Genomic DNA, 22,738 nt, shown 5'->3' with positions numbered 1-22,738 from the left:
GTAACAACAGTTAAAAATAGTAAAAGATGCCCACTGAGATCGCGCGCTGTTGCGATTCAACGCCATAATGAACGATGGCGTTGGGAAAATCGACAGCCCGTTACGCAAAAGATGCGCAGCGGGCTGTTTTGCATTATTTAGCAGCTGTAAGTCTCTGTTGGTGCGTACGCAAAAAGGCCCCCAGCCAGAACAGCGGGCTTAAACCTATTTTAAAAAGTGTATCCTTACCTTACGCTGAGGAAGAAAAACTAGCCATCAAATTAATGATCACTAGTCGCTAAAAGGCTATTTTTTAGTAGTTTTACGTGTCATCGTTTTTTTAGTCGTCGTACGTTTGGGCGCCGCCTTACGTGCACTAGTCGACTTCTTGGTTGTTTTCCGCGTGGTCGTTTTCTTCTTGGTCGTCGCTCGCCGCGTGGTTTTTTTAGCCGTGGTCTTTTGCTTATTGGCGGGCACTTCTTTAACGGTTTCTTTTGGCTTGGCCATTTCGGTTTGAATGTGTTCAAGCTTTTCCTGAACTGAGGCCGTCATTTGGGCATTGATCGTGTCAAAATCCTGCAAATAATCAGCGGCAGTCGCGGCTTCATCAATGCGCAAACCTGATACGTTGACAAAAGGTGATGCCACAATTAAATAAACCCGTACCGGAACAATTTCATCCGGTTCCAGAAAATTAGGGATTTTATTAACATTCGCAAATGGCAGGTTGATGATCCCGGTCTCAACGGTAATGGTTGTCGGTTCAGGGAAATCAACCACCAAATCCGCCTGAATCAATTGATCCTTCTCAATCGCCGCGCGGACATCTGCAAAAACCTTTGTCAGTGCGTCAGTGATGCCGTCTTTCTTGAATGCCGCAGCAGTGACGTGAACTGCTGTGTGTTCGAAAGTGCCGGCCAAAATAGCTTCCTGAAATTTGTGTACATTGATTTCCATATCGGTCTCCTTTAATGCATAACAATGCTTTGACCATCATAGCCCACTAAGGTAATACGGCGCAAATCCGACCTCAATGACGTAAACTGTTTTGCGCCATGTCCGCATCATGACATCGGCAGCGACAGACGGTTGTTTACCGACATGGCAGCAAAAAGCCAGTAACACATCGCGGTATTACTGGCTGATTAAAAAACTATTTATTTTCTTCTAAAATTTTGTCGGTCTGCTTTTGTAGATTATCAAAGGCGGTTTCGCCACTGACATTCTTGGTCAAGGTACTGTCAACGGTACTCATCAAATCGTTGCGATAGTCGGTGTAACCGGCAAAAACAGTGGAGGCAAAACTTTGCGAGACTGCTGAAACTGCTGCTTTGTATTGCGTGTTCTTTTCCAGATAGGCTTTGAAGGTGGCACTGTTAGACGCACTCTTAGTCACTGGCACGTAACCGGAAGCTTTGGCCCACTGTGCGGCATTTTCCGACTTCAGCAAGAACTTCTGGAAGGCCCAGGCGCCGGCTTGTTGCGCTTTAGAAGCGCCTTTGAAAAGCACATTATAATTCCCGTTGAGCGGGTTGCTGCGCTTGCCTTCGTATTCCGGAATGACCGCGGTACCCCAATCAAGACTCTTGGGTGCCTGTTGAAGCAACACCGGAACCGTAGCAGAGGAACCAATCCCAAAAACGGCCTTGCCATTTGCAAACGGCACACTGAAGTATTGGTCTTCGCCGGCGGTCTTCAAGGCACCACTCTTGCGCAAATCAAGGATCTGATTCACCGCGGCTAATGTCTTCGGTGCATTCAAGTTGGCCTTCAACTTCGGCGTAATCAGCTGACTGCCAGCACCATAAGCCATCCCTTCCAAGGCCACATCATAACTCTGATCCAGCTCGATGGCGTTAATATCGGTCCCTTTTAGCTTATCCTGATCCGCCGCAAAATCAGCCCAGGTCTTTGGCATACTGATGTTATACTGTGACATCAACTTCTTGTTATAAAAGAGTACCGAAGTGGAAACTGAAAATGGCAAGCCATAGTACTTACCGTCGTATTTGCCCGCCGCTAAAAAGCTTGGGTAAGTATCTTTCAATTGACGATTGCTTAATTTATTCGAACCATTTAACATTTCCGAATCAAATGGCAACAACAACTGATTCTTCACATAGTCACCGATATTTGTATACGGTGACTGGGCCATGGTTGGCAGCGTCTTGGATTTCCCTGCCGCCATGATCTTTTGTTGCAAGGCGTTGTATGAACCCTGAGAGGTCGCGACCACCTTGTACTTCTTTTGGCTATTGTTGAATTTGGTAATCAACTTATTCAGCGACTTTTCATAAGTCCCGGTCATCCGATGCCAGTATGTAATTTTAACCGGTGCACTGGACGACGACTTTGCCGCAGAACCTTGCTTACCACAGGCGGTCAATAACAATAAAATCGCGCCCATAAACCCTAACAAACGCCAGAAACTTGTCTTTTTCATCATATGTCCCTCATTTGATGTCGCGGCTTACCGATCGACAGTGTTTGCAAGCCGCCGTATTTGTCATATGTCTTGACACCCCTATTATGCCTCTAATTCTATTAAAAGCAAAGAAACAACCGGAATCCCACCCACAATTTCCCCAAACAGAATGTATGTTCTATACTAAAAGCTAATCATACTCACACAAGGAGGTGCGCTGATGGCTCATAACCGTATCGGGATTCGCGAATTTGTCGAGTTAACCGTTCGTACCGGTGATCTAAATCCGGTTACCAGTAACTCAAATAACACCGCCATGATCGGCAGCCAGATTCACCGCAAGCTTCAAGCAGCGCATCGGGAATCGGATTATGAAAAAGAAGTCTATTTAAAAACCACCGTTACCGTCAATGACGAGGATTATCAACTGGAAGGCCGTGCCGATGGGGTTTGGACCGAAAACAAGACGCTAACCGTTGAAGAAATTAAAACCAGTGCCCGTTCATGGGAAGAATGTTCGCAAAACACGAAGGATCGCTACTGGGCGCAGGCACGGATTTATGGCCACCTACTTTGCCAACAGCGGCATCAAGACCATGCTGTTATCACCTTGGTTTATGTTCAAACCAGTACCGACACAGTCAGCCGCTTCACTGAAACAAAAAGTGCCGCCGAGTTAGCTGATGATTTCACCGATCTACTTGACGAATTCACTGCCTGGTTAAAACTGCGCAGCGATATTATTAAACAGCGAAATGCTTCTATCGCCACACTCAAATTTCCGTTTCCGCAGTACCGTACTGGCCAACACGAGTTCGCTGCCGCTGTTTACAAAGCCATATACAGTCGCGCGCGTTTGTTTGTGCAGGCGCCCACCGGTACTGGCAAAACCATTTCAACGCTTTTCCCGACCATTAAGGCTATGGGTAGTGGGTTGATTCAGCGCGCTTTTTATCTGACAGCCAAGCAAAGTACACGTCGGGTGGCGGAACAGGCAATAGCGCTGATGGCAGACGTCGGACTTAGGGCAAAAAGCATCACCTTAACAGCTAAAGACACGATTACCTTCGCCGATGAGCCCGATGACCCTAGTCAAAATCCCTATATGCTTGGCTATTATGATCGCCTGAAACCCGCACTGCATGATCTTTTGGAATATGAAGATCAACTCACCCGATCTGTGATTGAATCCTATGCTCGCAAACACACACTGGATCCATTTGAATTTTCGCTAGATGCCAGTTTGTTTTGTGATGTGGTGATTTGTGATTACAACTATTTATTCAATCCCTTGGTTTTTTTGCAGCGATTCTTCAGTGAAGCCGATGACAGTCAGTTTTTCCTGGTTGATGAAGCGCATAATCTTGTCAGCCGGGCGCGCGATATGTATACCGCAAGCCTGACCAATCAGGACTTTATCAACCTCAAACAAGCCCTCGCCCCGTTCAAAGGAACCGCATTAACCAAGGTACGCCGGACGATGACGCGAATTGTCACCACGATGAATACCCTTGCTGATCAGCTACTCAACGGGCAGTCACTGATCTTTCAAGCAGCACCGCTCGATGATCTAGCGCAGGTGTTGACCCGGTTTACCGAAACGGTTCACGACTGGCTGGCAGAACCGCCCACCCCCGCGCTGCAGCCTGCTGTCGAACTTGTTTTACCAGTGTTTTTTCTCGCTAATCAGTATTTACGTATTGGTGATTTTTATGACGATACCTTCAAAACCGAGATTGCCAAGGAACATGACACGATTATGATTAAAATGCTCTGTCTGGACCCGTCCCATTTTGTCGATGATGCCTTGAAAAAGGGCCGAGGCGCGGTTTTATTTTCGGCAACCTTATCACCGATGCCGTATTTTCAAAAGTTACTGGGAGGCGCTGAACATAGCCTTGCTTACACCTTGCCATCACCGTTTACGCCGGACAATCAGGCCATCATTGTCGATGCGAGTGTCCACACCACGTACCGCCGCCGCACGCAGGATTTACCGCAGCTGATCGCAAGTCTCACCACGCTGGTCAGGGCTAAAGCCGGGCATTATCTTTTCTTTTTCCCATCTTATGCCTATCTGAAAATGGCTCACGAGGCGTTTACTGCGGCAAATCCCGATCTTAAAACCTGTGTTCAGGAAAATGCCATGAATGAAAGTGAGCGGCAAGCATTTCTTGATCACTTTAAGGCTGGCAGTGAGCCGGTGATTGGTTTTGCTGTGCTTGGCGGCATTTTTGCTGAAGGGATTGACCTCAAAGGGACGCAATTGATTGGGGTGGCGATTGTGTCAGTGGGCTTACCGGGCATCAATCCGGAAACCGATCAGTTGCGAGCATATTTTGATCACGATGCTGGTCAGGGCTTTGCCTACGCGTACCAGCTGCCAGGCTTTAACAATGTCTTGCAGGCAGGTGGCCGGGTGATTCGCGGGGCCAAAGATGTCGGCGTAATCCTGCTCATTGATGAACGCTTTATCACCCCGCGTTATGCCCGTCTGTTTCCTGATCACTGGACCCACGCCCAGGTTAGCTACAATCCCACGCAATTAGCACAATTACTGACACACTTTTGGGAGGCCCATCATGAAAACCCAACTCACGCGTGACTTAGAAACGACACTTTACGCTTATTGGCAAGCACAAGGCGCTACTGCAGTCGAAGAAGTCACGATGCCGGACGACTTCGGTATTGTCGATACCCTCGTGCGGCAAAAACAGCAGTCCGAAACGATTTGGCGGTGTTTTGAATTAAAAGTCACTAAAGCAGATTTTCATAGTCATGCCCAATTGAGTTTTGTCGGCCATTATAACTATTTTGTTTTGACCCAACGGCTTTACAAAGCAGTGGCGGCCGAAATTTCGGCTGGGATTGGCGTGTTGGTCTACCAGCCATTTTCAAAAGCCGCCATCAAAGCCAGTGCCGTGCCGGTGGTGACGCCGGGAACGTTGACGATTGCCAAACCTGCGCGCCGCCAAACTCTGCAAGTACCAGAAGATCAGCTCACCGACCGCTTCATTGCCAGTCTCAACCGTGAAGTCGTCAAAGCAAAGCAGGTTGCCAAGGGACTCGGGCAATTTTCAACCGCGGACTTGTTCACCGAACTGCGCAAACGAACGGCAGATTATGACATTTATCATCCCGACAAAAATCTTTATGACCAGTTTGTCGATGAACTCAACAACACAACGATCGCGGCGCTCCAAGAAGAAATCGATGCATTGACGGCTGAACTCGCAACTTTAAAAATGGCTAGGTTATCATGAACTATTTTCCAATTATCCGCGGCAAACAATTCGACTTAGCGGCCATCACGGAATTGCTCACCCGCCAGCACCTGCCCACCACGGTCACGCCAATTCTTGAGCCGGTAAAAGACATCCCCGGCATTACCAAAGCTACCCGTGCCTTTAGCCGAGCCCAGCACGCCGCTTATGTGATTCAAAACCCGCAAGTCGGGACGTATCGTCTATTGGCAACCCCGCGTCATTTACCGGACGTCAGTGGGACCGTTCAGCAGGCGCGGATTTTTGATGCCCAACCAGCGCCTTTGATTATTGCGACCACAGCCGCCCAAGCCAAATTATTGCCGCGCCGCCAGCTGGCCTTGGTGCCTGATGAAGCTCGGGTGCGCCAGTTAGCTTTGCCACACGCGGTTTATTTAAATGATCACTTCACCGTTTATCCACACACATCTGATTACGGGCTGCTGCAAGATGAATTTTACCAATACCCGCCGTTGATGTTGCCAGGCATCGGCTTTGCGGATTACCCGCTCGCCACTGCTGATTATTTCGAGCATGGCTATCCGCAGCGCGCCTTAGCCATCCACCTTGTTTACCCGGCAGCTGATGGTTCCCTGCGTCTGCATCATTTTGTTTCAGTCAACAATGACGACTTCACCAACCCGCAAGCCAAATTTTTTGAAATTCTGGTGCAGCTGGCTGCGTGGTTACCACACCATCCCGATGCACAGACGCTCGGAACGAAAGCTTTGATGGCAGCGGCCGCGCAGCATCATTTTCCGGGGTTGGGAGTTGTGCGTAGATTTCAATTGATGCATCATTTGGAAATGATTGGCAGGTGGCTGGAATCCTCAACTCCTATTTGATATATCCCAGTACGGGACTACAAGTCGAAAGATTGCGCTCCAACCATCATGCGCCAACTTGGCATCTCAGCATCTAAACACCACTGATACTCAGCAGACCACAATATCGTGAAAGCGCTTCTTAACTTTTTCTTCACAAAATAAATCGCAAGCAATATAGCATGACACAATCAATTATGTTATAATTCGTTTGTGAAATTTTTATCAATAGTTTAAAGGAGCGATTGCGATATGAAGATTCTTGTCATTGGTGCTACCCATGCCGGTACATTTGCAACCCAGCAGATCCTAACCGACCATCCAGATGCAGAGGTTACTGTCTACGAACGCAATAACAACCTGTCCTTCCTCTCGTGCGGCATTGCCTTGTGGGTTGGTGATCATGTCAGTGACCCGGATAAAATGTTCTATTCCAGTCCCGAAGCACTCGCTAAACTCGGTGCTAATATGCAAATGGAACATGATGTGCTCAATATTGATCCAGCAACTAAAACAGTTGAAGTCAAGGATCTAAAAACCGGAACCGTTACTACCGATACTTATGACAAATTAGTCTACACAACCGGATCGACGCCAATCATTCCAAATATTCCCGGTATCCACGATTCAAACGTCTACTTATGCAAAAATTGGTCCGACGCCAAGACGCTAAAAGATCTGGCCCCGTCCATTAAAAGCGCCATTGTCATCGGTGCAGGCTACATCGGTGCAGAATTAGCCGAACAATTTGCGTTAACCGACAAAGAAGTCACGTTAATCGATGGACTTCCACGGGTTTTGGCGAAAAACTTTGACGCCACTATCACGGATCGCGTTGAAAAGCTTTACACCGATCACGGGGTTCACTTGGCACTCAATGAGATGGTTACCGAGTTCGCACAAGCTGATCAGGGTATCAAGGTTACAACCAATAAAGGCGACTATACCGCGGATATTGCAATTTTATGTACCGGCTTCCGTCCGAACACGGATCTGCTAAAGGACCATCTGGACACCCTGCCTAATGGCGCTGTCATAACAAATGCATATATGCAGACCAGTGACCCCGACATTTTCGCTGCTGGTGATACCGCTACCGTCCACTATAATCCGACTGGCAAAAATGACTACATCCCGCTTGCGACCAACGCAGTCCGTCAAGGCATTCTTGTTGGTAAAAATATCATGACCCCCACGGAAAAATACCTGGGAACACAATCTAGCTCGGCCGTTGAACTTTTTGATCACGCCATTGCGGCAAGCGGCCTAACGGTGGAAGGCGCTCACACACGTGGACTTGAGCTTGATAGTGTCACGATCGAACAGGATTATCGCCCCGATTTCATGTTAACCACAACGCCGGTGCTCTGCAGCCTGACATGGGATCCCAAGACGCATGAAGTTAAAGGAGGTGCCTTTTTCTCCAAGCACGATATCAGCCAAAGCGCTAATGTCATTTCGCTTGCGATCCAGACCCACATGACGATCGAAACACTTGCGATGGTTGACATGCTCTTCCAACCTAACTTCGATCAGCCGATTAACTGGGTAAATGCCGTGGCTATGGCGGCAGTTGACAAGGCTAAAAAGAAGCCGACAACACCGGTAGCCTAACTCGCTTTACGAATATTTTGTCATGTATACAAAACCAGACAGTTCATGCAGCCACTAAGAGCCGCGGAACTGTCTGGTTTTTTAATATAAAAAAGAACACCTCTAACGACTCAGAGATGTTCTTGCATTCTTCATTCGATCATTAAGCTTATAGTGACGGGCGAACCGCAAAGTCAGGCATGAAGTATGCCAGCGCGGTATATTTAACATTTTCACCTGGCTGTGGCGCCTGAATCATCGTGCCGCCACCGATGTACAGGGCAACGTGATAGGTTGAACCGTGACTACCCCAGAAGAGTAAGTCACCGGGTTGCAGAGCACTCAGTGAAACTTGTGTCCCTGAAGATTCTTGAGGAACTGTCCAGCCACCAATGTTGACGCCAGCGCCATTCAGGAAAGCGTAATACATCAAACCGGAGCAATCAAAGCTGTTAGGCCCCTTACCGCCCCAAACGTATGGCTTACCAACTTGTTGTTCGGCAATGGCAATCACTGCTTGAATCTTGGCCTGTCTTGAAGCACTTACGGCCGCCGTCTGATTAGACGTGTTAACTGCTGGTGTAGCCGTAGCGGTTTGCTGTTGAGCTTGATTGGCATTAACCTGTGTTGTTGTAACATTTGCCTGGTTAGCCGGCGCCTGCTGGGCAGCATTTGCAGCTGCTTGTGATGCGGCAGCCTGGGACGCTGCAGCTTGTGAAGCGGCGGCTTGTGATGCAGCCGCCTGAGACGCTGCAGCTTGTGATGCTGCGGCTTGCGATGCGGCAGCCTGAGACGCTGCGGCTTGTGATGCAGCCGCCTGAGATGCAGCAGCTTCAGAAGCCGCTGCTTGTGATGCAGTGGCATTTGCAGATGCTACTGCTGCATTAGCTGCTGCTGTAGAAGCGGCAGCACTGGAAGCTGCGGCTTGCGATGCGGCTGCACTAGAAGCAGCGGCAGAATCATTAGCTGCATTGGTGTTCGTTGACGCAACACTGGCCTCATTTGACTGTGGCGCTGCAGGTTGTGGTGTTACAGCCACTGGTGTTGTGCTAACAAACCGTGCAGGAACATAACCGCCGTTGGCAAGCCGATACCATGTTTCACCATTTGCTTGCTGCTGGGCAACAGCCGTCAGTGTCTGGCTGCCTTCTAGATATTGACCTGTCGCATGAGTATACGCCGGGGTTGTCCATACGGTAACTGCTGAACCGATATTCTTGACATAAAGCTGTGTATTAGCTGTTTGGGTATCGGTTTGTGGTGCTGCAGGTGTTTGGGTTGCTGGTGCTTGGCTTGTAGGCGCCTGACTAGCCGGTGCTTGGCTGACAGCAGTTTGACTTGCTGCCGAACTCGGTGTTTCAACCGTGGCAGTTTTACCCGCAACATTCAAATACAATTCCGGAATCCACTGATTGTCGCCAACTTTATACCAAGTAGCACCATTTTGGTCAACGGTTTTACCCAATAGCTGCACCGTGTCCCCAAAAGTCACGTAGCGTTTGACTTGGTGCCATGATGGACTATTCCATACGGTGGTCGCACCGGATTTGTAACTGACCGTCCCTGTCGATGCAGAAACGGTATTGGCTCCGGTTGCTAAAGCCGCCAGACCGGCAGCACCAACGAAGCCTGCCGTTACTGACAATACTTTCTTAGAATCTACCATGTATGTACTCCTCCATTTCTAAACTGAATAATTGTACGAATCTAAATTTACACTTTAATTTGCATTTACCTTTTCTTAAGAAACCATATACAGAATAACACGTTTCCTACTTCTTCGCACATTAATTTGCTATTTCCGGAAAATTTTAAACCGTCATTTTACACAGGTATGCCTTCAACTTATACGTTATTTAACGTACAGGAATCTTTTTAGCGACGCCCAGTGCCAACCCGATCATGTCATTAAAGCTAGTCTGACGCTCTTGAGCCGTTGTTTCTTCACCCCTGATCAGGTGATTTGAGACGGTGAGGATTGATAACGCCTGTGCATGGAACTTCGCAGCCAGAAGATATAGTGCAGGGGTCTCCATTTCGGTGGCTAACACGCCGTAATCGATGAGCTTTTGACGATCCATTTCATCGTTGTAGAAGCGATCTTCTCCGAGCACATTACCCACATGGTAGCGCAATGCCCCAGCATCTGCCAAATTTGCTGCCTCACGCAAAAGCTGAAAGTCGGCTATTGGGGCAAAATACATCCCCGCCCCAAACGTATTCAAAACGATGCTGCTGTCTGTCGATGATCCTTGTACCAGAATGACATCCCGTACCTTAACATCGCTACCCATCCCACCGGCAGTCCCCACTCGAATCAGTGTTTTGACGCCATAATCCTGAATAAGTTCATTAACATAAATTGAAATTGAAGGAATCCCCATCCCCGTCGCTTGAACTGAGATCCGTCGCCCTTCAAAGGTGCCCGTATAACCAAAGGCATTACGCACTGTATTGTAGCGGACAGCCTTTTCCAAAAAATGTTCGGCAATATATTGTGCGCGTAATGGATCGCCCGGTAACAAAACAACATCTGCAATGGCGCCTTTTGGAGCGTCAATATGTGTACTCATGATGAAAATTCCCCCTTAGTTGGATTCGGGTCGACAAATGAACGACAAGCAAGTGACAACCGTCAGATGGCTACCCGTCATCATCCGGATTGATTGCAACTACAACTACCGGATCCTAGCCTCATTAGCGAAGCAGACTCAAAAACGATTGACCTACCCGATTCCCGGTGACCCCGAAATTGTCGAGAATGGTGGCCCCTAAGTCGGAAAATGGCGAACGGATACCCAGATCCCCGTTACCGGCTAATGCCTTGCTATATGCTAGTAATGGGACGAACTCGCGCGTATGATCTGTCCCGCGAAATGTCGGGTCGTTACCATGATCGGCCGTAATCATAAGCAAATCCTCACGCCGCAACACCGTCAACAAATCGCTTAACTGGTGGTCAAATGTCATTAATGCGTCACCATCGCCTTGAGCATTACGTCGATGACCATACATCGCATCGAAATCCACGAGATTGGTGAAAATAAAGCCTTTGCGATCGGATTTTACGGCGGCAATCGTTTGATTCATCCCATCCACGTTGCTAACCGTGTGCACCCCATCATCCAATCCTTGTCCGGAGAAAATATCATTGATCTTGCCAATGCCATATGTCGGCACACCGGCTCCCTGCAAGCGATCCAAGTCAGTGGGCTTATCCGGTTTCAATGTATAATCATGCCGATCGCTGGTACGGGTAAAGGTTGTCGGATCGGTTCCCACGTACGGTCGCGCAATCACCCGGCCGATGCGATATGGGGCGTCAATCGTGATGCTGCGGACATAACGGCAAATCCGATACAGTTCCTCTAAGGGGATAACATCAGTCTGAGCCGCAATCTGCAAGACCGAATCGCCAGACGTATAAACAATCAGATCACCGGTTTTCAGCTGCTCTTCACCGTAGTCTTTAATCGCCTCGGTGCCGGAATAAGGCTTATTTAAGATGACATGCCGGCCGGAAAATTCTTCAATTTGTTTAATCAAGTCTTCCGGGAATCCATTAGGAAAATAGCCAAGCGGTTCCGTCACCGGCAGACCCATCATTTCCCAGTGGCCATCCATACTATCTTTCCCAGCCGAAATCTCGGCCATCTTGCCAAAATAACCACTCGGACTCCCTAATGGCTTAACCCCAGCAATTGGCGTAGGGCGGTCGATATTGCCCAGACCGATTGCCTGTAAATTAGGCAACGATAATTTCCCGGCAAAATAATCGCCAATGTGACCAAGCGTATCGGCACCGGTATCGTGATATTTAGCCGCATCCGGTGCTTCGCCAATCCCAATTGAATCTAAGACAATGGTAATGATTCGATCAAAAGCCATCTTAAGCTTCCCCTGCTTCCTTTAAAATCTGCACGCCGGCACTGGCACCCAAACGATCGGCGCCGGCTTCAATGAGCGCTTTGGCTTCAGTATAGGTGTGGATACCACCGGCCGCTTTGACACCTAATTGATCACCGACTGTCTGCCGCATGAGTTTGACATCATGAACCGTGGCACCACCGGCGGCAAACCCGGTTGACGTTTTAACGAAATCAGCGCCGGCTGCAGCTGCGAGTTTGCATGCCGTCACTTTTTCATCATCAGTTAATAGAACTGCTTCGATGATGACCTTAAGAATGCCGCCTTTTGCATGCGTGATGTCGGCAACTGCTTGAATATCCGCGCGGACATGATCATCATGACCAGCTTTCAGTTCACCGATATTTAAAACCATATCGACTTCCTTAGCACCTTCGTCAACTGCTTGACCGGCTTCAAATACTTTGGTCTGTGTCGTGTTAGCGCCAAGTGGGAAACCAATAACCGTGCAAACATTAACATCGGTGTCGCGTAGACTGGCTGCTGCCCGCACAACCCAATAAGGATTAATGCACACTGAAGCAAAATCATATTGCTTCGCCTGATCCAAAATCACATCAATCTGGGCTTGCGTTGCGTCTGGCTTTAATAACGTGTGATCAATATACTTTGCCAATGGCTTATCCATTTTTATGCCTCCATCATGCTTTAGACGCGCGTATTCACGTGGCGCAAGAATAGCGATACTGCCTTTATGAACGCGCTTTCTAATTAACGTCTTTTGCTTTCCAGCTTTAAGGATACCATGGTAACGAGTCACTTGCATACGCTGCAACAAAAGTAACAAGTGAACCCCCATCGCCATTGCTCAAGTCACGTTCGTCAATGTGTCATCTTCTCGTTTGCCAAACCCGCCGCCCTGTCCGTCATAAAACTACTCGATTACAATAATATTTGTTAGAATAACAGTAATAGGTGTTCAACAAATCAAGGGAGATGGCAGTCATGAGCAATCTCACAAAAAGATTGCTTCCGATGCTCGTAGCAAATAGTGTTCGGCTGCGGCAAACTCGAACTTATCGTGCCCTTCAACAAACTTTTGCTGTCATTTTTCCGTTCGTCGTGATCGGCGCATGGGCACAAATGCTTGAGTTGAGTGTTTTTTCGCGTAACGGTTTTTTTGCCGTCATTTATAATCTCAACAAGGTCATTCCTTTTTATACCCAGATGCGCACACTCCTGATCGCCATCGAAAATGTCACCATTAATTTAATGGCCGTCATGACTGCCTTTTTTGTTGCCAAGTATGTTGCACGATCGTATAAGAAGGACGATTCTCTAGCTGCCGTCACAAGCGTCGGTGCCTTTTTAATTCTCAATCTTGAAACACGCCGGAATGCCCAATCAGTTTTTCAAATGAACAATCTGGGCTATCGCGGCTTGTTTATTGCAATTATTTTCGGGTTATTGATCGGTTGGCTTTTTCGCTTCACGCGGGCGGACTTAGAAGAGCCTTCACATCGCTATACCATCGCCGGGCTCGTCAGTCGCGGATTACGGGGAACCTGGATGATGGTCCTGATACTCATTAGCTGTGTGGTCATTAATTACGGACTCGGTTTTGTTTCAACAGAAGGGTTTGTGGGCCTCTTTTACGTGGTCTTTCAATTCCCGGCTGCTCACTTAACCCACGTTTCACTGCGACTTGCGCTTGTCACAACGATCAATGCTTTGATGTGGTGGGCCGGGATTGAAGGTCCGATTAATCCGTTGATGGTTCAATCAGGCAGCACCACGGCAACCGCCAATTTGAATTATGCGTTGGAGCATGCCGATTTATTTAACGTTCCCAATCCAATCACGATGGGCACGATTTATCGTCCGTTTGCCAGCTTTGGCGGTGTGGGCATGACCTTAGCATTGATTATCGCCACGCTCTGGGTCGGCCGGTCAAAGGCATCACGTCGCATCGCCGAGTTATCGTTGTTTCCGGGTTTGGTAAATGTCAGCTCACCGGTTCTGATCGGCTGGCCGGTGATGCTTAATCCGATCATGCTGGTTCCGTTTTTAATCACCCCGCTGATCAACATGGCCATTGCCTGGACTGCCATCAGACTGCATCTTATGCCGCCTTCCGTTTACACGGTCCCGGCGACAACCCCTGGACCCTTAATCGCGTTTCTGGGAACCAATGGCAATCTTGTCGCATTATTAGTCGCAGTCTTGTGTCTGGTCATTTCAGTCTTCATTTATGTCCCGTTTGTCCGGTTAGCCGAAACCATCAATCTTGAATCGGCAAAAGTGGGTGGTCATCATGATTAAACATTGGCGCAAATGGCTTTTGCTTGTTCTCAGCGTACTTGCAATGGGTGCTGTCGTGTTTCCCGCAACTCAGTGGATGGCGCAAAACGTTAAATCTGCGCGTGTGGTTCACAATTCCCGAATGCAGCCAATTATCTTAATTCCGGGGAGTTCGGCCACCGAAGACCGTTTTAACACGTTAATCACGCAACTCAATGCGCAAACAACCGGTCATAGTCTTTTAAAGATCACGGTGAAGACAAATGGCACCATGACCTATAGTGGCAAAATCGCAGCCCGTGATACCGAACCTTATATCGTTGTGGCATTTGAAAATAATAAAGATGGTTACAACAATATTAAGAAACAGGCCGAATGGTTCAATATTGCGTTTAAGCAGCTGGCAAAGACTTACAATTTCAACCGGTTCCGCGGTATCGGTCACAGTAATGGCGGACTCATTTTCACGCTTTTTCTAGAAAAATATTACAACGATTCAGATGTTCAAATGACCCGCCTAATGACCATTGGCACCCCGTATAACCTCGAAGAAAGTAATCCGGATAACCGGACGCAGATGCTCAATGACTTTATAACCAGTCGCAACAAGCTTCCGAGCAGTCTAACCGTTTACTCGATTGCCGGAACCGAGACGTTGGATGGCGATGGCACGGTGCCGATCGAAAGTGTCGAAGCCGGTAAGTATATTTTCCAAAATCAGGTTGCCCATTATACCCAGATTACCGTCTCAGGCGATGATGCCAACCATAGCGCTTTGCCGCAAAACCGGCAGATTGTTAGTCTGATCAGTCAATACATGGTTGCAACACCAAATCAACAAGGCGTTCGTCCGGGAACAGGCGGTAGCGGCCGCGGTGTTGGTCCAGCACCGGGCGATGGGGGACAAAATCAATAATCACCTCTAACAGGCTCCGCGCAAAAACGGTTCCGGCATCAGTTTGCCGGAACCGTTTTTCTATGGACACTTTTCAGACAATCCAAGTGCTCACTGTTCATCGAAGCAATCACCTTGGCTCAAACATCTTTCTTAAAACGCGCCTTCAATTTATGTTCACTTTGCGCCAACAAATCATTGGGATCGATCTTAAATTTAGCGCTCAAGATTAAAACCTGATCCAACACGTCTGCTAGTTCTTCTTTTAAGTTAGCCTCCAGATCCGCTTCGTTTTGAACCGGCTTGCCCGGATGATCACGCCCGATTTCAATGGCTCGTATAACCCGCGATAATTCGCCGGTTTCCTCTGTGAGAAAGTTGAGCCGAATGAACGGTGAATATTGATACCAGTGGCGCTTTTCGTAAAAGTCCACCAGCCACTGTTGGTGCGCGATTAAGTTCAAGTCCTTATCCTCCCTTTCAAGGTTACCAAAGCAGATGCGATGGTGTTGATGTCCTTGATCTACCGATATCATGCTACACGCGTACATCAATCGATATAATATTTTTTATAAAAAAGACGAGCAGCTCCAATCGCTGCTCGTCTGCAAAATAACATCTTATCTGCCTCAGCTGGTCGCTGGTTGCGCTCCCAGATAAGTCGCCTGAACTGCCGGATCTGCCAGCAAATCAGTCCCGGTTCCGGTTAACTTCAGCGTGCCGATTGCTAAAACATACCCGCGGTCAGCTACGGCCAGTGCTTGTTTAGCATTTTGCTCAATTAACAAAATGGTCGTCCCCTGGCTTTTAATCTTGGTAATAATATCAAAAATTTCCTGAATAAAGATCGGTGACAAGCCCATTGAAGGTTCATCGAGTAAGAGTAATTTTGGTCGGGCCATCAACGCTCTGCCCATCGCCAACATCTGCTGTTCCCCACCGGAAAGGGTTGCCGCGTCTTGATTGCGACGTTCTTTTAAAACCGGGAACCGATCATAGACGACCGCCAGTTGATCACTGGCGACTTGTTTGTCCTTTAGTCCGAATGCCCCCATCTGCAAGTTCTCACTCACCGTCAACCCGGCAAAAATGTGGCGTCCTTCTGGCACTTGCGAGATGCCCATTTTCACGATTTTGGCTGCTGCCATCCCCACGATGTTCTTGTCTTCATACAGGATAGTGCCGGAACGCGGCCGTAACAATCCGGAAATTGTTTTTAGAATCGTACTTTTTCCGGCCCCGTTCGCCCCAATCAAGGCCACAATTTCGCCGGTTTGCACGCGGAAGCTGACCCCTTTAACTGCCTGAATCCCGCCATAATTGACGACCAGATCTTTGACATCAAGCATGCACCTCACCTCCCAGATACGCACTGATAACCCGCGGATCGCGCTGAATCGCTTGTGGCGTACCTTCAGCAATCATCGCCCCGTGATCAAGGACATAGATATACTCTGCCAGATTCATGACCAGTGACATATCGTGTTCAATCAAAACCACCGTAATGCCAAAATGCTCCCGCACCCGAGCAATCAAGCGGCTTAAATCAGCCGTTTCTTCAGGATTCATCCCCGCGGCCGGTTCATCTAGAAAAAGTAGTTGCGGCTTAGTAGCAACGGCACGCACAATTTCCACTCGCCGCTGCGTCCCATATGGCAGGCTGGCAGTTGGTTCATCAGCCACATCATTGAGTTCGAAAAAGGTGAGCAATTCATCAGCCGCCATTCCGACTGCCTGCTCTTTTTGATAAAACTGCGGTAAGCGCAAAACCGTTCCCAGAAAACTTTCGTGATACAGGTGGGTTCTAGCCACCAAGACGTTTTCCTTAACCGACATCGCCCCAAACAGTCGAATATTCTGAAAAGTTCGGGCAACGCCTAGTTTAGCAACCTGAAAGGCCTTTTTTTTGGTAATATCGACGGCACCGGTTGCTGTGTTGAGTGTGATTTTACCGGTTGTCGGTCCGGATTCGCCGGTCAGCATGTTGAACAGCGTGGTTTTCCCGGCACCGTTTGGCCCAATCAACGCAATCAAGGAACCTTGATCAATGGTTAAACTGACATCTGCCACTGCTTTAAGTCCACCAAAGACTTTGCTAACATGCTCGACTACCAATTGCTTGGTCATGACGCCGCCTCCTTTCGCGCGCGCCGTTTGCGGCTAAAAGAAAGCTCATAATGGCCCAGAAGTCCGGACGGCTTAAAGACCATCAACAAAATCAAAGCCAACGCGTAGATGACCATGCGCAACGTCCCGAAGTTCTGCAAAACCGTGTCGATCACGCCTAGAACAATTGCCGCCACAAACGTCCCAGTCATACTACCGACACCGCCTAGCACGACAATAATCAAGAGTGAAATAGAATTCATAATGCCAAAGTCGCCTGGTGCAATGGTCTGCAAATAACTAGCATGTAAGGATCCGCCAATGGCAGCTGTTGCGGCACCTAACACAAACGCGGCCAACTTCCATTTGGTCGGGTTGATCCCGATCGATTCTGCGGCAATATCATCATCGCGAATCGCCATGATCGCACGTCCTGAGCGACTATGAACAAAGTTGACAATGACCACGGTGGTAACACACATCAACACGTATACCGTGGGCCAAGACGCAAGCGGCGGAATATTGAACATGCCTGCTGGTCCATTGGTGATTTTCAGATTATTGATAATAACGCGAATAATCTCGGCCGCCCCCATCGTTGCAATAGCCAGATAGTCACCACGCAAGCGCAGGGTCGGAATGCCGACAATTAACGCGGCAATCACGGCAATCACCATCCCCAGTAGCATGGCAAGGTAAAAGCCAAGCGGGGTCGCCATATTTTGCGTGACGATAGCAGTCGCATACGCTCCGATTGCCATAAACCCGGCGTGACCCAATGAAAACTGACCGGAAAAGCCGATAATGAGGTTTAAGCCAACTGCCAAAATAATGTTGATACCGATCGTGACGAGCGCATTTTCAATAAAACTGTTGACGATTCCGGTAAACTCGCCAATATCGATCAAGACAAAGCCAGCCACCATGATCGCCAACCAGATTAATTTGCTGCGTAAGTTTTTAAGCATCAGCTCACACCTTCTCTCGTTGACGTTTGCCAAACAACCCGGCCGGTAAGACGACGAGGACTAAAATCAGAACCAGATAAACGGCCGCATCCTTATAAGCGGACAAGCCAATTGCCTGGACACCGGTTTCAAGCAGACCGATCAAGAAGCCACCGATCGCCGCTCCCGGAATCGAGCCAATACCGCCGACAACCGCAGCAACGAAGGCTTTGATGCCTGGTACCATGCCCATCAAAGGATCAATTGAGTTGTAATACAGCCCGATCATGACACCAGCCGCCCCGGCCAATGCCGATCCCAACGCGAAAGTAAAGGAAATGACGTGATCCGGATTAATGCCGACTAACTGAGCCGCCTGCGGATCAACCGCAACCGCACGCATCGCCTTCCCCATTGTTGTCTTTTTGATGATGAATTGAAGCAGTATCATCAAAACCAGCGAAGTGAATAAAATCAACAACTGAACGTTTGAAATATCCACCCCGCCGAGATGATACGTTTTAGTCGCAATGACTTGTGGAAAATTACGAGCATTCGCGCCAAACAAAAACGACATCCCATTTTCAAGGAAAAAGGAAACCCCAATGGCCGTAATCAATGCGGCAATTCTCGGTGAGTTACGTAACGGGCGATAAGCCAGATATTCGATTAATACCCCTGAAAGACTGGCCATCAACATGGCTGACAATAGCGCCGTCACAAACCCAAAGTGGAGATAATTAATCGCGTAATAGCCCCAGAAAGCACCGAGCATGTAGATATCACCATGTGCGAAGTTGATCAACTTGATGATCCCATAGACCATGGTGTAGCCCAGTGCAAGCAAGGCATAAATACTGCCGAGTGAAAGTCCATTGATAATTTGTTGCATCATGGTCTGCAAGCGATGTAACCCCCTTTTGCAATTCCAACAGGCGCATTATTTAACCGTATACACCTTTGTGATTTTGCCTTGTGTCAATTCTTCAACCGCAATCGGCTTTTCCGGATTATGCTTGCTATCAATCGTTGTGGTACCGGTAACGCCGGGCATATTCTTGATCTTAGCTAAGCCTTTTGCGATGCTAGCCGAATCAGCAGACTTTTGATCTTCAATCGCTTGCTTGATCATGTAAACCGAATCATAAGCCAGTGCCGAGAACGTCGGGGCGTTTGCGTTGTATTGCTTCTTGTAGTTAGCTAGGAAGTTCTTAACCAAGCTGCTGCGATTTGCACTCAGCGTTGAAAATGGCGTGGTGTAATAAATATCAGTTGCATTTTCGGCTCCGGCAATCTTGGCAAGTTTTGGATCAGCCATCCCATCGGCACCAATAATTGGCACTTTAATGCCTGCCTGCCGCGCTTGTTTGATCACAAGGCCAAGCTCTGAATAATAGCCAGGTGCGTAAATGGCATCAATTTTTTTATTTTTGATATTCGTCAGCATCGCGTTAAAGTCTTTATCGCCGGATTGATAATACTCGGTCGCGACCACTTTGCCGGCGAACTTCTTTTTGAATGCTTTTGCCAAACCGGTTCCGTAATCAGTCGAGTTATCAGCGATGATTGCAATGTTTTTAGCTTTCAAGGTATCGTTAGCAAAGACTGCTGCTTTTTCACCCTGGAAGGCATCGGTGAAACAAGCGCGGAAAACATACTTTTGAACGCTGCCATTTTTTTGCAAGGTAAAGTTTGGATCCGTCGCGCTTGGTCCAACCATTGGCACCCCAGCCTTTGTTACATTCGGGATGGATGCCGTGCCGTCGTTAGTGGTTGCCGGCCCTACGATTGCGACCGCCTTATCACTATTAGCCAACTGAGCAGCAACGGATGCGGCTCCGCTGGTTGAGGACTTGTTATCACGATAAATCGCCGTGATCTTCTTCTTGCTGTTGCCAACCTTAATGCCACCTGCTGCATTAATCTGTTTGACCGCCAACTCAACGCCTTGCTTTTCCTGTTCGCCATAGCCAGCTACAGCCCCGGATAATTCCATATTGACCCCAATCTTAATGGTGCTGCCCGCCGTGTTACCCTTATTCGCAGCACTTTTGGTCGCACATCCTGATAAGGCCAATACTGATGCCGCAATCATCCCTGTGCTGATAATCGTCTTTAGAAACTTTTTCGCCATTTTGGTTCCCCCTTTGCGTCTATCCGCGAATTGTCATTAATCTCGAAGAAAAAAGGCACCCATTCCAACGAATGGGTGCCTGTATCAGCGCCCCATTGCCAATGCGAAGACGGGGCTCGATACGCTGATCGCTATTGATCAAACGGTCGGGTCCCTGACATCAACAACAAGGCTAAATGATTAATAACCCCAACAGACATCGTGCCTGCTGACATACACATGACTGACATAGACCCGCCTTCTTTCAAGTAAGATTAATGATTGGTTAGAATATTAATCTGGTTCACTTAAAAAGTCAACTTAATTTTTAAACTTTTTGATAGTCATTTACATTGAGACATCTTTGTCTGTATCATGACGCAAAATCCATTTATATTCACGCCGATTTTCAGCCCAGAAAACTGTACGCTATTTCTGATAATTTTGTTAATAAATAACAGGTTGGTTCGTGGAAAAACTTTTTAAAAAACAAATTAAAAACAAGCTGTCCTGTTGAGCATTAAAAAAAGCAGCCAGATAAATTATCTGACTGCCTCTTGCAGTATCCAAAAACTTGGATAGGATCTCGCTGGCTCCACAACCTTGAGATCGCTGACCCCACAAATCCGGCGGGTGGCTCTTAACCTGTCAGCTGCTTCTTTCAGCATTGATACATGCTTACTCGACTCATCGCATATAAGTATTGTATCACTTTTTGGGTTTCAAAACAGCGCGTCTGTATAATAATTCCGACAGCAGTTGCGCCAACATGAAGCCGACAGCAATCGCACCGGCAATCATGATGACGCGGCTCACATAACGCAAGGCGGCATTCAATTGCCCCATCACGACTGCACGCACCGCCTGATAAGCAATTGCGCCAGGCACAAGCGGAACAAATCCCGGGATATTAAAAATAATCACAGGCATCTTTTTATAGCGGGCAAAAAAAATACCGCATAGCCCAATGACAAAAGCGCCAGTCAGGTTCGCCATCATCCGTCCGATTCCTGCTTCCATCAACAGCCAGTATGCCAACCAACCCATCATTCCCGACCAACCAGCGAGATTAAGCGCCTTTCGCGGGACATTAATGATAATCGCAAACGCCACCGTTGCCAAATAACTAAAAGATAGCTGAATAAGTAACGCGAATATCCATGACAAACCGCCTGCCTCCTTTACTAAAAGAATCGAAAAATAATCGCAATGCCAACCCCAATGGCACAAGCACTGAGAATCGATTCCATTCCTCTTACCATGCCGGATAACAAGTGTCCAGCCAACATATCACGAATCGAATTCGTAATGGCAACGCCGGGCACCAACGGCATAATGGCACCAATGATAATGTTATCGAGGCTATGTCCCCATCCCAGCCTGATGCCAATCCATGCAGTTAATCCGACAGCCAAGGCACCTAAAAGTTCACTGATAAAACGGATATTCGTGATCGTATTAACCTTGATATCGACCCAAAAGCCGATCGCACCAACAACAGCTGCTAAGGGGATATCAAACCAATCATATTTTTGCGCAAACAGAATCATTAGCGTCACACTCACCACGGCAGCACTCAGAATCTGCCATGATATTGGAAAAAACGGGGTATTCTGATCCAACTGCGTCAAAGCCGCATGCAGGTCACCCAAATCAATTTCTTTTGCCGCAAACAAGCGTGACAATTGATTAACGCGGGCGACCTTCTCCATATCAATTGATCGCTTGTTAATCGGGCGTTCCTGAATATAGGGTTGGTTTTCAATACTAGCGAAGATTCCGGTAAGCGTTGTAAAAACCAAGGTATCCGGCTGTCCCGCATTAACGGCAATTCGCCGCATCGTATCTTCCACACGATACATCTCGGAGCCGCCTTCAATCATAATCCGGCCCGCTAATAAGCATGTAGCTAGAACCTGATTTTGGTCATTCACCTTACTTTGCTTCATCACGTTTGTCATCGCCCGGCCTCTAGCTTCTTTTCAAAGTAACGTTTGAGTTTCTCCTTAGCATAGACACCGGTCACTTTTTCCTTAGCATGACCATCTTGATAAACCACCAGCGTTGGCACCGACATAATACCCATCGTCTGTGGTAAGGAAGGATCTTTTTCAACATTGTATCTGACAATGGTTAGGCCTGATAACTCCGCCTCCAATGCCGTTAATATGGGCTCAAGTATTTTACATGGGCCACACCACGGCGCCCAAAAATCAACAACAACAGTGCCTCTGGCTGTCAAAGATTTTAGTGTTGCCTTTGTCGCATTTGTTGGCATTATCCAGACCTCGTTTCTATACCTGCTCTTGCAATTTAGCACTCATTAATGAGTGTTTTCAAGCGTTCTTCAACGCTTTCATCAAATTCGTCGCATTGAATTATTAGTTACGAAAAAAGATCCGGTCAATGACCGGATCTTATCTTT

At 47.9% G+C, this 22,738-nt stretch carries 21 protein-coding genes; 6 read left to right on the top strand and 15 right to left on the bottom strand.

The features are described 5' to 3' along the window. Positions 1 to 285 precede the first annotated feature (285 nt). Together ACWP87_RS11285 and ACWP87_RS11280 are read right to left on the bottom strand one after the other, a co-directional pair. Positions 286 to 936, bottom strand: a complete 651-nt coding sequence (locus ACWP87_RS11285; RefSeq protein ID WP_014569008.1) for a hypothetical protein — start codon at positions 934 to 936, stop codon at positions 286 to 288. Between the two features lie 196 nt (positions 937 to 1,132). Beyond that, on the bottom strand, positions 1,133 to 2,422 hold the full coding sequence (locus ACWP87_RS11280) for an ABC transporter substrate-binding protein (RefSeq protein ID WP_015764828.1): 1,290 nt from the start codon (positions 2,420 to 2,422) through the stop codon (positions 1,133 to 1,135). 202 nt (positions 2,423 to 2,624) lie between these two features. Between ACWP87_RS11280 and ACWP87_RS11275 the strand changes: the two genes are divergently transcribed. From ACWP87_RS11275 to ACWP87_RS11260, 4 genes are all read left to right on the top strand, one after another. Further along, positions 2,625 to 5,009, top strand: a complete 2,385-nt coding sequence (locus ACWP87_RS11275; RefSeq protein WP_014569006.1) for an ATP-dependent DNA helicase — start codon at positions 2,625 to 2,627, stop codon at positions 5,007 to 5,009. Beyond that, positions 4,987 to 5,667 carry a hypothetical protein gene (locus tag ACWP87_RS11270; protein ID WP_014569005.1) on the top strand — a complete coding sequence of 227 codons (681 nt, stop codon included), beginning with the start codon at positions 4,987 to 4,989 and terminating at the stop codon, positions 5,665 to 5,667. Before ACWP87_RS11275 ends, ACWP87_RS11270 begins: the two co-directional genes overlap by 23 nt. Then, positions 5,664 to 6,512, top strand: coding sequence for a sce7725 family protein (locus tag ACWP87_RS11265; RefSeq protein ID WP_005687628.1), 849 nt, complete (start codon positions 5,664 to 5,666; stop codon positions 6,510 to 6,512). The genes ACWP87_RS11270 and ACWP87_RS11265 overlap by 4 nt, the downstream gene beginning before the upstream one ends. A 231-nt stretch (positions 6,513 to 6,743) precedes the next feature. Continuing rightward, positions 6,744 to 8,105 (top strand): FAD-dependent oxidoreductase, encoded by a 1,362-nt coding sequence (locus tag ACWP87_RS11260; protein WP_005687636.1) that lies wholly within the window; start codon positions 6,744 to 6,746, stop codon positions 8,103 to 8,105. Between the two features lie 148 nt (positions 8,106 to 8,253). Here the strand turns inward: ACWP87_RS11260 and msp1 are convergent, their stop codons facing one another. The 4 genes from msp1 to deoC all read right to left on the bottom strand — a co-directional run bounded on the left by msp1 (position 8,254) and on the right by deoC (position 12,639). Further along, complete coding sequence (gene msp1 / locus ACWP87_RS11255; protein WP_005687638.1) at positions 8,254 to 9,750, bottom strand: cell wall hydrolase P75; 1,497 nt, start codon at positions 9,748 to 9,750, stop codon at positions 8,254 to 8,256. Between the two features lie 190 nt (positions 9,751 to 9,940). Further along, positions 9,941 to 10,657, bottom strand: a complete 717-nt coding sequence (gene deoD / locus ACWP87_RS11250) for a purine-nucleoside phosphorylase (protein ID WP_014569004.1) — start codon at positions 10,655 to 10,657, stop codon at positions 9,941 to 9,943. A gap of 124 nt (positions 10,658 to 10,781) precedes the next feature. Continuing rightward, complete coding sequence (locus ACWP87_RS11245) at positions 10,782 to 11,972, bottom strand: phosphopentomutase (RefSeq protein ID WP_005687644.1); 1,191 nt, start codon at positions 11,970 to 11,972, stop codon at positions 10,782 to 10,784. 1 nt (position 11,973) lies between these two features. After that, the gene (deoC, locus tag ACWP87_RS11240; RefSeq protein ID WP_005687648.1) at positions 11,974 to 12,639 is read right to left on the bottom strand and encodes a deoxyribose-phosphate aldolase; all 666 of its coding nucleotides are present in this window, start codon (positions 12,637 to 12,639) and stop codon (positions 11,974 to 11,976) included. A gap of 317 nt (positions 12,640 to 12,956) precedes the next feature. On the opposite strand from deoC, the gene ACWP87_RS11235 reads away from it, so the two are divergent. Together ACWP87_RS11235 and ACWP87_RS11230 are read left to right on the top strand one after the other, a co-directional pair. Next, positions 12,957 to 14,273: a PTS sugar transporter subunit IIC gene (locus tag ACWP87_RS11235; protein ID WP_014569003.1), complete on the top strand. Its 1,317-nt coding sequence runs from the start codon at positions 12,957 to 12,959 to the stop codon at positions 14,271 to 14,273. Continuing rightward, complete coding sequence (locus tag ACWP87_RS11230; RefSeq protein ID WP_005688216.1) at positions 14,266 to 15,168, top strand: alpha/beta hydrolase; 903 nt, start codon at positions 14,266 to 14,268, stop codon at positions 15,166 to 15,168. Before ACWP87_RS11235 ends, ACWP87_RS11230 begins: the two co-directional genes overlap by 8 nt. Before the next feature lie 119 nt (positions 15,169 to 15,287). On the opposite strand, the gene ACWP87_RS11225 is transcribed toward ACWP87_RS11230, so the two are convergent. The 9 genes from ACWP87_RS11225 to ACWP87_RS11185 form a co-directional block, all read right to left on the bottom strand. Next, positions 15,288 to 15,611: a MazG nucleotide pyrophosphohydrolase domain-containing protein gene (locus tag ACWP87_RS11225; RefSeq protein WP_005688217.1), complete on the bottom strand. Its 324-nt coding sequence runs from the start codon at positions 15,609 to 15,611 to the stop codon at positions 15,288 to 15,290. A 165-nt stretch (positions 15,612 to 15,776) separates the two neighbouring features. Then, complete coding sequence (locus ACWP87_RS11220) at positions 15,777 to 16,496, bottom strand: ABC transporter ATP-binding protein (RefSeq protein ID WP_005688218.1); 720 nt, start codon at positions 16,494 to 16,496, stop codon at positions 15,777 to 15,779. After that, complete coding sequence (locus tag ACWP87_RS11215; RefSeq protein ID WP_005688219.1) at positions 16,489 to 17,274, bottom strand: ABC transporter ATP-binding protein; 786 nt, start codon at positions 17,272 to 17,274, stop codon at positions 16,489 to 16,491. Before ACWP87_RS11215 ends, ACWP87_RS11220 begins: the two co-directional genes overlap by 8 nt. After that, positions 17,271 to 18,221, bottom strand: coding sequence for a branched-chain amino acid ABC transporter permease (locus ACWP87_RS11210; protein WP_005688220.1), 951 nt, complete (start codon positions 18,219 to 18,221; stop codon positions 17,271 to 17,273). The genes ACWP87_RS11215 and ACWP87_RS11210 overlap by 4 nt, the downstream gene beginning before the upstream one ends. A 4-nt stretch (positions 18,222 to 18,225) precedes the next feature. Continuing rightward, positions 18,226 to 19,104, bottom strand: coding sequence for a branched-chain amino acid ABC transporter permease (locus ACWP87_RS11205; RefSeq protein ID WP_005688221.1), 879 nt, complete (start codon positions 19,102 to 19,104; stop codon positions 18,226 to 18,228). Positions 19,105 to 19,140: 36 nt separating this feature from the next. After that, a complete protein-coding gene (locus ACWP87_RS11200; RefSeq protein ID WP_005688222.1) occupies positions 19,141 to 20,334 on the bottom strand; it encodes an ABC transporter substrate-binding protein in 1,194 nt (397 codons plus the stop codon). A 687-nt stretch (positions 20,335 to 21,021) separates the two neighbouring features. Then, complete coding sequence (locus ACWP87_RS11195) at positions 21,022 to 21,480, bottom strand: threonine/serine exporter family protein (RefSeq protein ID WP_005688223.1); 459 nt, start codon at positions 21,478 to 21,480, stop codon at positions 21,022 to 21,024. A 17-nt stretch (positions 21,481 to 21,497) separates the two neighbouring features. Continuing rightward, complete coding sequence (locus ACWP87_RS11190; protein WP_005688224.1) at positions 21,498 to 22,274, bottom strand: threonine/serine exporter family protein; 777 nt, start codon at positions 22,272 to 22,274, stop codon at positions 21,498 to 21,500. Continuing rightward, positions 22,271 to 22,591: a thioredoxin family protein gene (locus ACWP87_RS11185; protein WP_005688226.1), complete on the bottom strand. Its 321-nt coding sequence runs from the start codon at positions 22,589 to 22,591 to the stop codon at positions 22,271 to 22,273. Before ACWP87_RS11185 ends, ACWP87_RS11190 begins: the two co-directional genes overlap by 4 nt. Between the last annotated feature and the right edge of the window lie 147 nt (positions 22,592 to 22,738).

The organism is Lacticaseibacillus sp. 22 (assembly GCF_055413445.1).
Note: the sequence above shows the minus strand (reverse complement) of the source record. Positions and strands in the feature narration are given on the sequence as shown.

Bases quoted from the DNA above. Each gene is read 5' to 3' on its own strand.
- ACWP87_RS11285 (WP_014569008.1), bottom strand. From the start codon at position 936: ATGGAAATCAATGTACACAAATTTCAGGAAGCTATTTTGGCCGGCACT.
- ACWP87_RS11280 (WP_015764828.1), bottom strand. From the start codon at position 2,422: ATGAAAAAGACAAGTTTCTGGCGTTTGTTAGGGTTTATGGGCGCGATT.
- ACWP87_RS11275 (WP_014569006.1), top strand. From the start codon at position 2,625: ATGGCTCATAACCGTATCGGGATTCGCGAATTTGTCGAGTTAACCGTT.
- ACWP87_RS11270 (WP_014569005.1), top strand. From the start codon at position 4,987: ATGAAAACCCAACTCACGCGTGACTTAGAAACGACACTTTACGCTTAT.
- ACWP87_RS11265 (WP_005687628.1), top strand. From the start codon at position 5,664: ATGAACTATTTTCCAATTATCCGCGGCAAACAATTCGACTTAGCGGCC.
- ACWP87_RS11260 (WP_005687636.1), top strand. From the start codon at position 6,744: ATGAAGATTCTTGTCATTGGTGCTACCCATGCCGGTACATTTGCAACC.
- msp1 (WP_005687638.1), bottom strand. From the start codon at position 9,750: ATGGTAGATTCTAAGAAAGTATTGTCAGTAACGGCAGGCTTCGTTGGT.
- deoD (WP_014569004.1), bottom strand. From the start codon at position 10,657: ATGAGTACACATATTGACGCTCCAAAAGGCGCCATTGCAGATGTTGTT.
- ACWP87_RS11245 (WP_005687644.1), bottom strand. From the start codon at position 11,972: ATGGCTTTTGATCGAATCATTACCATTGTCTTAGATTCAATTGGGATT.
- deoC (WP_005687648.1), bottom strand. From the start codon at position 12,639: ATGGATAAGCCATTGGCAAAGTATATTGATCACACGTTATTAAAGCCA.
- ACWP87_RS11235 (WP_014569003.1), top strand. From the start codon at position 12,957: ATGAGCAATCTCACAAAAAGATTGCTTCCGATGCTCGTAGCAAATAGT.
- ACWP87_RS11230 (WP_005688216.1), top strand. From the start codon at position 14,266: ATGATTAAACATTGGCGCAAATGGCTTTTGCTTGTTCTCAGCGTACTT.
- ACWP87_RS11220 (WP_005688218.1), bottom strand. From the start codon at position 16,496: ATGCTTGATGTCAAAGATCTGGTCGTCAATTATGGCGGGATTCAGGCA.
- ACWP87_RS11215 (WP_005688219.1), bottom strand. From the start codon at position 17,274: ATGACCAAGCAATTGGTAGTCGAGCATGTTAGCAAAGTCTTTGGTGGA.
- ACWP87_RS11210 (WP_005688220.1), bottom strand. From the start codon at position 18,221: ATGCTTAAAAACTTACGCAGCAAATTAATCTGGTTGGCGATCATGGTG.
- ACWP87_RS11200 (WP_005688222.1), bottom strand. From the start codon at position 20,334: ATGGCGAAAAAGTTTCTAAAGACGATTATCAGCACAGGGATGATTGCG.
- ACWP87_RS11190 (WP_005688224.1), bottom strand. From the start codon at position 22,274: ATGACAAACGTGATGAAGCAAAGTAAGGTGAATGACCAAAATCAGGTT.
- ACWP87_RS11185 (WP_005688226.1), bottom strand. From the start codon at position 22,591: ATGCCAACAAATGCGACAAAGGCAACACTAAAATCTTTGACAGCCAGA.